The sequence below is a fragment of the Flammeovirga agarivorans genome, assembly GCF_012641475.1.
In the GTDB taxonomy this organism is placed as follows: Bacteria; Bacteroidota; Bacteroidia; order Cytophagales; family Flammeovirgaceae; genus Flammeovirga; species Flammeovirga agarivorans.
Genome location: NZ_JABAIL010000010.1, coordinates 1 through 12617, shown reverse-complemented (window position 1 = coordinate 12617; position 12617 = coordinate 1). Strand labels below are relative to the sequence as shown.

At 33.2% G+C, this 12617-nt stretch carries 6 protein-coding genes; 3 read left to right on the top strand and 3 right to left on the bottom strand.

What is annotated here, in order from left to right:
- Nucleotides 1–27 precede the first annotated feature (27 nt).
- Nucleotides 28–867, top strand: a complete 840-nt coding sequence (locus HGP29_RS23100) for a SusF/SusE family outer membrane protein (RefSeq protein ID WP_168884824.1) — start codon at nt 28–30, stop codon at nt 865–867.
- 120 nt (nt 868–987) lie between these two features.
- The gene (locus tag HGP29_RS23095; protein WP_168884823.1) at nt 988–2820 is read left to right on the top strand and encodes a glycoside hydrolase family 13 protein; all 1833 of its coding nucleotides are present in this window, start codon (nt 988–990) and stop codon (nt 2818–2820) included.
- Nucleotides 2821–2861: 41 nt separating this feature from the next.
- Here the strand turns inward: HGP29_RS23095 and rfaD are convergent, their stop codons facing one another.
- Entirely contained in the window at nt 2862–3833 is a 972-nt protein-coding gene (gene rfaD, locus HGP29_RS23090) for an ADP-glyceromanno-heptose 6-epimerase (protein ID WP_168884822.1), read from the bottom strand.
- 90 nt (nt 3834–3923) lie between these two features.
- Nucleotides 3924–5894 (bottom strand): OmpA family protein, encoded by a 1971-nt coding sequence (locus tag HGP29_RS23085; RefSeq protein ID WP_168884821.1) that lies wholly within the window; start codon nt 5892–5894, stop codon nt 3924–3926.
- Between the two features lie 249 nt (nt 5895–6143).
- Between HGP29_RS23085 and HGP29_RS23080 the strand changes: the two genes are divergently transcribed.
- The gene (locus HGP29_RS23080; protein ID WP_168884820.1) at nt 6144–6290 is read left to right on the top strand and encodes a hypothetical protein; all 147 of its coding nucleotides are present in this window, start codon (nt 6144–6146) and stop codon (nt 6288–6290) included.
- A 37-nt stretch (nt 6291–6327) separates the two neighbouring features.
- Here the strand turns inward: HGP29_RS23080 and HGP29_RS23075 are convergent, their stop codons facing one another.
- Nucleotides 6328–12606, bottom strand: coding sequence for a T9SS type A sorting domain-containing protein (locus HGP29_RS23075; RefSeq protein WP_211093391.1), 6279 nt, complete (start codon nt 12604–12606; stop codon nt 6328–6330).
- Nucleotides 12607–12617: the final 11 nt, after the last annotated feature.

The following is a 12617-nucleotide window of genomic DNA, read 5'->3' as shown; positions in this document are numbered from 1 at the left end:
TTTTTATTTATACAAAATAATATGAAAATGAAAAAGCTAAACTTTTTTTCGGCTGTACTACTATGCTCAATTCTTTCTATTTTTTCATCTTGTTCAGAAGATAAAGTCGAAGATGTTTTAGAGAGTTTATTACCTGAAACACCTGAATTGAATGCACCTTCAACTACACTTGCAGAACTTGTTGCCGGTGAAGAAGATAATGTATTTGAGACGTATACTTGGACAGCAGCTAAATATGGAGATCTTGATGCATCGAGCTATAAGCTAACTTTGTACTACAATGATGATTATACTGTATTAAAGGAAACTTCTGAATTATCTGCGGCTGTAACAGTTGGAGAAATGGATGCTGCTATCAAAGAAATGAGAAGCGAGCCAGGAGCTACTGCATTACAAATTTCAGTAATTAGTACTTTTGAAGGTGGTATTGAGACGGAATCTGATAAATATGATATCATGGTAACTCCAATTTATGTTGAAGAAGAACCAGTTGATGAGGAACCAGCGAACGAAGAGCCAGCTGATGAGGAGCCAGTTGACGAAGAACCTGCAGATAGAACTCCACATGAAAATGATGGTATTTGGGGACTTATTGGTTCTGCAACACCAGATGGTTGGGATGCTGACCAAGATTTACTGTATGATGCAGAAGGTGAAAATTACTTTATTACTTTAGATCTTGTTGTAGGTGATATTAAGTTTAGAAAAGATGATGCTTGGGATGTAAACTTAGGTGGTACAGAGGAAAGTCTAGTACATAATGGAGATAACATTGCTGTAGCTGAAGCAGGAAATTATACTATTACTTTAACTGTAGATGAATCAGGTGATTCAGCTGTAGGTACTTTTACTATTGTGAAAAACTAATTTTTGATAAATTAATAAATAGAAAGCTCATGGAAACATGGGCTTTTTTATTTCTAATTTGATGCTCAAGTACATGGATTAACATAATTATTCTAGTGATTATTTTCTATATTCAATATTATGTCAACTCCATGTAATGCAATAGAAAAGATAGAACCACCTTTTTGGTGGAAAGGGATGAAGAATTCATCTCTTCAAATCATGATATATGGGAGAAATATAGCAAACACATCTCCTTCTATTGAAGAAAGTAACGTTCTGTTATCTAAAATTGAAAAACTAGATAACCCCAATTACTTGTTGCTGTATTTAGATTTAAGTCATCATCGTTTACCTGATACCTTTCTTATTTCTTTTAGTAAAAATGGGAAACAAGTTGACCAGAAAGAATATCATCTTAAAGATAGGCAAGAGGAACAGTGCAAAAATGTGGGGTTCAATACATCTGATGTAGTTTATTTGATTATGCCAGACCGTTTCTCTAATGGAGACCCTTCTATAGACAATGTAGATGGGATGAAAGAAAAAGTAAACCGAAATGCACCATTTGGAAGGCATGGAGGGGACTTAAAAGGTATAAGAAATCATCTCGATTACTTTGTTGACTTGGGAGTAACTGCACTATGGCTAAATCCCATTCAAGAGAATAATGCTCAGAAATATTCATATCATGGATATGGTATCACTGATTTTTATAAAGTAGATCCTAGGCTAGGTACAAATCAAGGATATAAAAGTCTTGTAAGCTTATGTCACCAATTGGGTCTGAAGGTAATCATGGATTTGGTCTTCAATCATATTGGTATTGATCATTGGTGGATGTCTGATTTGCCTTCTTTAGACTGGTTAAATCACCAGTATTATTGGGACGAAGGACAAAAGGATAGTTCATTTTTTGGAACTAATTATCAAGTTACTAAACAACATGATCCTTATACTTCTGACGAAGATTTTAAGGCAAATGTTGAAGGTTGGTTTACAAAAGATATGCCCGATCTTAATCAAAATAATCCATTTTTAGCAGAATATTTAATTCAAAATTCAATATGGTGGATTGAATTTTCAGGGATAAATGGTATTAGAATGGATACTTTCGGTTATGCCTTCAAGGCATTTACTAGCACTTGGACAAAAGCAATACTTGAAGAATATCCTAATTTTAATATTGTGGGGGAAGTTTTGGTAAGAGAAACTCCAGTTGTTGCTTATTTTGCAGGAGGAGCCAAGAACTTTGATGGATATGATTCTTCTTTGCCTTCTGTGACTGATATGCCATTAACTTTTATGGCAAATGAATCCTTTGCAAAAGGGGATTCAAAATCAGAATGGGATACTCCGATGCGACGGTTGGCAAATCACCTGGCACAAGACCATCTTTTTAAAAACCCTTATAACTTAATGACATGTTTAGATAATCATGATGTGAATAGGGTCATGTCAAATTTAAAAGATCCGAAACGAGTTCAATTGGCTTTGACGTTTCTTTTAACCACAAGAGGAATCCCTCAGATTTATTATGGAACTGAACTGTTATTTGAGGGGTTGGAATCAGATCATTCCTCCTTGCGCTTGGATTTTCCAGGTGGATGGAAGGGGGATAAACGTTCAGCCTTTACAAAAGAAGGAAGAACAAAATCTGAAGAGGAAATGTTCAGTTATATAAAAAGGATTTTACACTGGAGGAAAACATGTCAGGTTATTCATAATGGTAGGCTGGTACATTTTATTCCTGAAAACGATGTATATGTGTACTTCCGAGCTTTTAAAGATGATACAGTGATGGTTTTATTAAATAATAATGAGACAAAGAGTATAACTGTATCTACAGCTAATTTTAATAGTATGATAAAAGGGGCTAAGAAGGGCTATGATGTGATAAGTGATCGAAATATTGACGATTTACCTATATTGACAATACAACCTAAAACAGGAATGATTATCGAATTGAAATAAAAAAGCCTGGTACTCATCTTTAAAGTACCAGGCTTCATCTTTTAATATCTTTTTGTAGACATTAAATAATTCTTGACATAATCTTCGACACCATCTTCTAAAGAAGTGAATGGCTTATCGTAACCAATTTTACGAATCTTTTCCATTGTGGCTTCAGTAAAATATTGGTATTTATCGCGGATATCTTCCGGTGTAGGAATGTAAGAGATATTTTCTTCTATTCCCATAGCTTTAAATGTAGCTTTTGTTAGATCTAGGAAAGTACGAGCTTCTCCTGTTCCAACATTATAGATACCTGAATGCTCAGATTTTCTATCATGCATTAAGAACATCATCATTTCAACGACATCTTTTACATAAACGAAATCTCTTTGCTGTTCTCCGTCCTTATAATCAGGATTATGAGATTTGAATAACTTCATTGCATTTGTCTTTCCAATTTGATTAAATGCATGGAAAACAACAGAAGCCATTCTTTCTTTATGAAATTCGTTTGGACCATATACATTGAAAAATTTCAATCCAGCCCAGAACATTGGTTTTCTTTCTTGTTGTAGTGCCCAAATATCAAAATCATTTTTTGATTCGCCATAAGGGTTCAAAGGCTTAAGGTTTGGAATGATCTCTTCACTATCTTCATAGCCAAGTTCACCTAAACCGTAAGTAGCAGCAGAAGATGCATAAACTAATGGAATAGCGTATTTTATAGTTGCTTCCCACATTTTCTTAGTATACTCAGTATTTAAATGAGCTAAGATATCTCTATTAAATTCCGCTGTACTAGTTCTTGCACCTAAGTGAAAGATAAATTCTACTTCCAAATGGTTTTTATCCAACCATTCAAAGAATTCTTCTCTTTCAACTTTTTCTAATATTGTTTTATCTTCAAGGTTTTTATTCTTCTCTGGGAATGAAAAATCATCAACAGCGATAATATGATTGAAATTATCTTGATTTAATCTAGAAATCATGCAGCTACCAATAAATCCGGCAGCACCTGTTACTACAATCATGATGTATATTTTTATTTTGCTATAATGTGATTGAAAACAATTGTTTTGCTTTCAACGCGAAGATACCAAAAAAGGATAAAGTTTCTTATATCAATTCGTTTTAATGATTTTGAATTCTGTTCTTCTATTTTGTGCTTTCCCTTCTTCGGTCGAATTATCAGCAATAGGCATGCTGTCTCCAAAGCCTTTTGAAGTTAATCGGTTGGCTTGAATACCATTTTGTTCTAGATACCTTAAGATAGCAGAAGCCCTATCATTTGAGAGTTGAATGTTACCATTATCTGTTCCGGTATTATCAGTGTGACCTTCGATCTGAATATTGATAGAAGGGTTAAGTTGCAGGAAGTTCAATAAAGCATTTAATTCTGAAAAGGAATTCTCTTTAATGACACTCGAATTTGTATCGAAGAAAATATTTTCAAGTTCAACCTTTTGATCCATTTTAATACTTTCAAGTTCAATGACCCTTAGTGCTGAATCTTCAGTAATGATGAAATTTCTAGAAAAGAATTTGTATCCTTTTTTGATGAGATTACCTCCCAAGCTTACATTTTTTGGGAGATCAACAAGTTGCACAATACCTCTTTGATCTGAGATTTTATTCCTTAATAAGCTGTTATTTTCTGAATTATATAATTGTAATTGAACTCCAGAAAGTGGCATTTTGGTATCAATATCAATGATAGTTAATTGAGCATACATCAGTTGATGATCAAAAACGTCATTAAGTTCTTCTGAAACCATTTCTTCCACTTTGGGTGATATTTTATAGATATCATAACCACCTTTACCACCAATTCTATTTGATGAAATATAAACGGTTTCTCCTGTAGTATCGGCTGAATAGAAAACCTCATCAAATGGGCTATTAATTGGAGTTGGTAATGTTTGTGGGGAAGACCAGTTGTTATTCTTTAATACACTATAGAATATATCATACCCACCAATACTCTTTTCTGAGTTGGAAGCAAAAAATAATGTATCGCCATTATTTGAAAAATAGGGCGCAATTTCATCAAATGTTGAATTAATAGTAGAAAGTGGTTGTGGTGTTTTCCACTTTTTCCCTTCTCTTGTAGTATAATAAAGGTCGTAATGCTTCTGTTTCTTATCTCGCTTTGCTGAAAAATAAAACCCTTTACCATCTGGAGTGAATGTACCTTCTCCTTGTTGATGAAAGTAAGAGTTTATTGGACTGGGCATTTTCGTTTTATTATAGGGTAAGGATTCGCCATTAAAATCTTTAAACCTAGAGTAATAGACAACGCCTGTGTTAAAACCATGATAGATAACCATCGTTTTACCACTTTTAGAAATACTACTTACACTACTGTTACCTTCAGGGTTAATAATCGAATTATCAACAATCTTTACTGTAGCCGAATCATTCTTATCGTAATTATAATAAAAGATATTTTGAAAGTATGATCCATCTACTTTTGATAATACAGAATTTTTTGAAGGTTGGTTTGAAGTGAAAAATATTTGATTTGTATTGGGTAGTAAGAGTGGGTTAAGTTCATTATATCTAGAGTTTAGCTCTTCTAAATTAATAATGTCTACATTTTTATTATCGACTTTTCCATTCTTAGCTTGTTGCAAAAGTACGTTTACCTCCTTTTTAGTAGGAAACGCAATATTATCATATTCATTAATATAACGCTCATATAGTTCGATCGCTTTATCCCAATTCTGATTTTTATGGGCAATATCAGCAGCAATGAAAATACTTCTTAAATTATTTTTATCTAATGATAAACTAGTACATAGATAGATATCAGCACTATCTAATTGTTCTAATAGTGAGAAAGTGATCCCAATTTTTTGGTTTAATACAGCATTCCGATCATTAAAATTATTAGCGAGATAATAATACTTTAAAGCACTGTCATATTTATGGTATTGTTGACGATATGCATCGGCAATGTCAATATTCATTAGAGCATTACGTAATTCTTTCTTCTGATTGGGATAATGTGTTTTATCAAATGGGATGTTTTGAGCAAATGACGTGACTGAAAGAATGAGGAATAACAGTGTGCTGAAATAATATTTATGCATTTTTCTAAGTCTAATGCTGAACTAAATTTTAACCTTCAATTTAATAAGATGTGTTGAATAAAACTATAAGAATAATGTTTATCGTCTTATTCATTTATATAATATATGAAAATTATAAAGACTGTAATTGTACTTTATGAAGAATAAAATAGGGGTATTTAAATAATTTGTTAAAATCTTAAATGTTTTATGTCAATGTCCCGTACATAAATGTATTAACAGTAAAGAATAAACTTTCTAAAATTCAGCATGAAGACATTACTTAAAATATTAGGCCTTCTTTTTCTTATCGGTTTAGTTTCGATGCTCAACGCAATGCAGCATGGAGAAGATGCTAATATAACAGTACAAAAGTCTTCTGCGGTTAAGCCGATTACTTTTCAAAATTCAAAATAAATAAAAAAGGCTCAGTGTTTAAACTGAGCCTTTTTTGTTATTCGTTGATTAGAATCTTTTTATGATAGACTTCATGATCAGTGGTGCTAATTGTAATAACATAAACACCATTATTTAATCTAGAAGTATTTACTTTCATCTTATCTGTAAGAATATCAGTACTTAATTCAATACGATTACCCGTCAGGTCAAATGCAACTACTTGTTCTACTTGACCAATACCTTCAATTGGTACAAACAGATACTCATTAGCAGGTTGAGGATAAACATTAAAAGGAAGTACTTTTTCGATTAGTTCATCTTCAAGATCCGTAATCTGATCATTATTAATTACGTATTCTGCTGAGAAGATTGAACAACCACTTTCATTCACTGCTTCAACAGTATAACTACCAAATGTAGTAGGTAAAATCTGTGTGAATGTTTCTTCCATAATTTCACCATCTAAGTACCAGTAATAAGAAAGTGTTGAATCACTTTCGGCAATAGCTAATGAATCATTTACTGCAATAATCTCTGGAGCAATCAATGGAGATGTTTGAACCACCTGAATACTATCTGAGAAAGCAACACAACCATTGCTATTTCTTACTCTTACAGAGTACATACCTGTTTCATGAATAGTAATGTTAGATGAAGTTAATAGAGGTAGTAACTCGTCTCCTAAATACCAAGAGTAAGAAACATCAGTGTCAGAAGAACCGGCTTCAATAGTAACTACTATATCATCACCAGCACAGAAAAGAGTTTCAGTAGTAGGAGATACCTCCACATTCAATTCACTACCACAGTCAAATCCAATACCTATTTCAGCTACTTTAATACTTAGTTCTTCCCAGTAAGTATGAGTAATGAAACAAGAATAGATACCCACATCACCCTGAGACATATTAGTGAATTCAAGGTCACTAGAAGTAAACTGCTCTTGGATTACACCATCTTTATACCAAGTAAAGATATAATTACTGAAGTCTGATGTAGTTGCAATTGGAAGACTTACGCTGTACTGACCACCTTCAACTAAAGCGATGTTCTCGTAATAGATATCATAATTCTGTGGAGAGTAACTTACGTAAGAAGAATCTAAACCTTCCAAATCATTATAGAATAAGTAATTGTCTGCAATTTCGATATGTAGATTCGAAGGAATAGAAGAGATATCATTTAATAGGTTACTATATAAAATCAATTCTTCTAAGTTGGTTGGTAGACTGTTATTCCATTCTGTGATTTCATTTCTTGAGAAATCAATTTTCTTCAAGTTAGAAATACCTGAGAAGTCCATGTCAATCACCTGAATACCATTACCCGCAAGTGATAAGTGCAGTAAATTTGTATTTGAAGTGAACTCGTTATCAATCTCTGTTATGTTGTTATCATCCGCAATAAAGAATAATAAATCATTCAGACTAGAAATATTCGGAATGCTAGTGAAAGAGTTACCACTTAACCAAATAGTTCTTAAAGCAGATAAATTATTTAAACTAGAGATATCTTCATCACCTAAATTATTATTTGATAAATCTAAGTAATCTAATGAAGTTAGACTCCACAATTCTTGTGGTAATGAGACTAACTCATTGTCATATAATTTTAATGTTTTAAGTGATGTAAACTGACCAATAATAGAAGGAAGTGTTGTTAATCCTTCTAATTCATGTAGGTTCAATTCAATAATTGCACCTGTTGATGGTTCATAATCCATTCTAGGCCAGTTGACGATTCTTTCGTTAGGATCAAAATCTACATTGATTTCAGTATATAACTCAAATAATGCTAACGAATCAGCCTCTGAGATTAATGATTTATACTGAAGATTAATATTAGCTACATGGATTTCTAAACCATCCCATGATGTAGGTGATGTTACTTTTAATTGATATTGACCTTCTTTAGATGAATCAAAGTTTTCAACTTCAAGTAAAGTACCACTTTCACCATAAACTTCATCCTCAAAATACCACTGGTAATTTAATTCACCTTCATAATCCGTAACAGCCATTTCATCATTAGAAAGAGCAGAATATTGGATTACTTCATAAGACGCTTCTTGTTGTACGTAGTTTTGAGGAGAGTAAGTCACCTCGTAATCTACAGTATAAAGAATATCTAAATCATCATAGAAGAAGTAGTTGTCACTAAGATCAACACTTTCAATTCTAATAAATTGAGTTAAATCATTTGGTAGACTTTCGATTTCCAATGATGATAAATCTAAGCCAAGAACATATCCAGATGAATCAAATGTAGTTTCATTACCTAACCAATCTCTGAAATCTTGAGTGTTATCGTAACTAACTGCTAAAGCATCGATCAATGTTGCAAGGTTGCTCTTATCTCTATCACCTAATTCATGGTTGATGGTATATTCTGCAATTTTATATTCTTGATCACCATGAATGCTAGAAGTAACATACACTGCGTAAACACCTGCTTTATATAACCTCATATCAGTAATTGAAATATCTTTTGATGTTTCAGTTACAATATTCTCATCATCTTTAGTCCAACGGTAATAAACATCTCCATATTCTTGAGAAACAGAAGTAGTAAAGTCATAACTATGTTTAACCGTCTCAGTTGTATTTACAGTATCGAATGTTTGTCCTGAATGATTCAAGCTTGCAATACCTAATCCATTAAGATAATCTAGGTCATCGAAGTATAACTTGTTATTACTTGCGTCTAAAGTTGCTATATTCATGAAGTTTTCAATACTACTTGGAATCTCATACAAGTTATTGTCGCTTACATTAAGAGCAGTAATATAACCATAGTCATCAACCGAGAAAGTAACACCTTCTACAATCCAATTTCTATACTCATCAGACGAGTTGGATATTGTTTTACCTAAATCAGCAATAAAGTTTTCTAAGTACACAGAGTCTCTATCACCTAATGTATAATTCAGGTTGATTTGATATAAGTAATACTCTTGACTTGGGTGAGTACTTGAAGTTACATACAAATCGTATGAACCGGCATCATCAGGTTGTAGATCAGATACTGAGATATCTTTAGAAGTAAACAGTGTACCTTCTCCTTTTCTCCAGTCATAATCAACATCACTATAGTTCTGAACAATAGCAGAGTTATAGCTATCACCATGCTTAATAGTTTCATTGATTATTGTTGTTGATTTTATCGATTGGTTCTCATATGTAACATAAGCACCTTCATAACCAGTTAGTTTGTCTAACTCATCAAAGTAAAGGTGGTTGTTGTCTAAACTTAAATATTGAAGGTTTTCAAAAGCAGATAATGTAGTAGGTACAGTCTCTAGACCTTTTTCATACAAATCAATATCTAATACTAAACCATTATCATCAATATCTACAATTACACCATCTGAATTCCAATCTCTGAAAGGATCATTTTCTTCAAATGAGATACTAAGTTCAGTGAGTAAATCATGGACTTTTGTTGAGTCTTGATCACCAAGTGCGAAAGTAATATTAATGTCAGCAAACATAATTGCTAAACCATCATAGTTGGAAGAAGAGATGTATAATTGGTAATTACCTGCGTCTTCTCTTGTCATACTTTCGATATCTAAATCAAGAACATTTGAATGTACTGATTCACTAAATACCCATTGATATGTTAGATCAGAGTAGGTAGGTGCTGCTGTTAAAGAAGAAGTATAACCTTCACCACCTTTTACAATTTCTTCTAACTCTTGAATTGGATCAATAGATTGACTACCATAATAGAAGTTCGTTACCCCCATAGTACCTAGGTAATCCAGATCATCGAAGTACAATTGGTTGCTACTAACATCTAGAGTTTCAAGATTCATTAAGTTCAAAATACTTGAAGGTACAGAAGTTAGATCGTTACCACTTATATCTAATGAAGTGACTTCACCATAAGCGTTCACTACATAGCTTACACCGTCGACTGTCCAGTTTCTGAACTCATCAGAAGGGTTATCGATAGTTTTACCAAGATCTGTAATTACTTGTTCTAGGTAAACAGAATCTCTATCACCTAATGTGTAAGTAAGGTTAACTTGGTATATGTTGAACTCAAGTCCTGAGTGAGTGGTTGATGTTACATACAAATCATATGTACCAGCATCAGCCGGTTGGAAATCTGTGAAAGAGAGGTCTTTTGTAGAGTAAACTGAAGAACCGCCTTTTTTCCAATCATAATAGATATCAGCATAATCTTGAGTAATTGATGAATTATAGTTGTCACCATGTTTTACAACTTCGTTGATCACAGTTGGAGTAACACTTTGTCCATCATAAGTCAAATTGATGTCACCACTGAAGCCAAGTAATACATCTAATTCATCAAAGTAGATATTGTTGTCATCAAGGCTTAAGTTCTGTAAATCTTCAAATGCTGATAATGATGAAGGAACTTGAGTTAAGGTAAGATTACTTAAGTTAATATCACCTACGGCACCATTGTCATCAATATTATCGATAATACCGCCTGTTAACCAATCTCTGAACGGATCATTTTCTTCAAATGAAACTCCAAGTTCAGTCAATAAATCATGAACTTTTGTCGAATCTCGGTCTCCTAATGCAAATGTAATATCGATGTCAGCATATTTAATTTCTAGTCCATCGTGGTTAGATGACGAGATAAATAATTGGTAGTTGCCTTCATCTTCTCTTGTCATACTTTCTATATCCAAATCAAGAACATTTGAATATCCAGACTCATTAAACACCCACTGATAAGTAATATCCGAGTAAGTAGGTACATCAGTTAATGAAGATGTATACCCTTCACCACCTTTAACAGTAGCATCAAGTTCTTGAATAGGATCGATACTTTGACCATCATAAACAAAACTTGCTACACTCATTGCACTAAGAATATCTAAATCATCGAAGTACAACTGGTTGTCACTAACATCTAATGTAGTAAGATTGGTAAGATTCAGTAAACTTGATGGAGTAGAAGTAAGGTCGTTACCACTAATATCCAATGAAGTGACTTCACCATAAGCGTTCACTACATAGCTTACACCGTCGACTGTCCAGTTTCTGAATTCATCAGAAGGATTATCTATCGTTTTACCTAAATCTGTAATTACTTGTTCTAAATAGGCTGAATCTCTATCGCCTAATGTGTAAGTAAGGTTGATTTGATATAAGTTGAATTCAAGCCCTGAGTGTGTCATCGAAGTGACATATAGGTCATATGTTCCAGCATCAGCAGATTGGAAATCAGTAAATGTGATGTCTTTTGTAGAGTAAACAGAAGAACCACCTTTTTTCCAATCGTAGTAGACATCCACGTAATCTTGAGTAATAGATGAATTGTAGTTGTCACCATGTTTTACTACTTCATTGATCACAGAAGGTGTAACACTTTGTCCAGTATACGTTAAGTTGATATCCCCACTGTAACTTAGTAAAACATCTAATTCATCAAAGTAGATATTGTTATCCTCAAGATTTAAGTTTTGTAAATTGTCGAAAGCAGCTAAAGTAGAAGGAACTTCTGTTAAACCTTTACCATATAAATCGATATCAGTTACATAACCATTGTTATCAATTCCTGTGATAATTCCATCGTTATTCCATGTTCTGAATGGATCATCTTCGTTGAAGGAGATTCCCAATTCAGTTAGTAAATCATGAACCTTAGTTGAATCTAGATTACCATTAGAGAAGATGATATCGATATCAGCAAATTTAATCTCTAATCCATCGTAGTTGGTAGATGAGATAAATAACTGATAGTTACCAACGTCTTCAGTTGTCATTGTTTCGATATCTAAGTCCAGTACATTCGAGTACCCAGATTCATTAAATACCCATTGGTATGATATGTCTGAATATGTTGGAGCGTCAGTTAATGAAGAAGTATAGCCTTCACCGCCTTTAACAGTTTCATCTAACTCTTGGATTGGATCGATTGTTTGTCCACTGTAAATGAAGCTAGCCACACCCATTGCATTTAGAACATCTAAGTCGTCAAAATACAATTGGTTATCACTTACATCTAAAGTGCCTAAGTTGGTGAGATTTAGTAAACTTGATGGAGTAGAAGTAAGGTCATTACCACTAATGTCTAATGAAGTAACTTCACCATAATCATTTACTACATAACTTACTCCATCGATAGTCCAGTTTCTGAATTCATCAGAAGGATTATCAATCGTTTTCCCTAAATCAGCAATGACTTGTTTAATGTAAGCGGAATCTCTGTCGCCTAACGTATAAGTCAGGTTGACTTGGTATAAGTTGTATTCTTGTCCTGCATGTGTCGTAGAAGTCACATATAAATCATATGTACCGGCATCAGCAGGTTGGAAGTCAGAGAAACTGATATCTTTTGAAGCGAACAATGACGAACTAC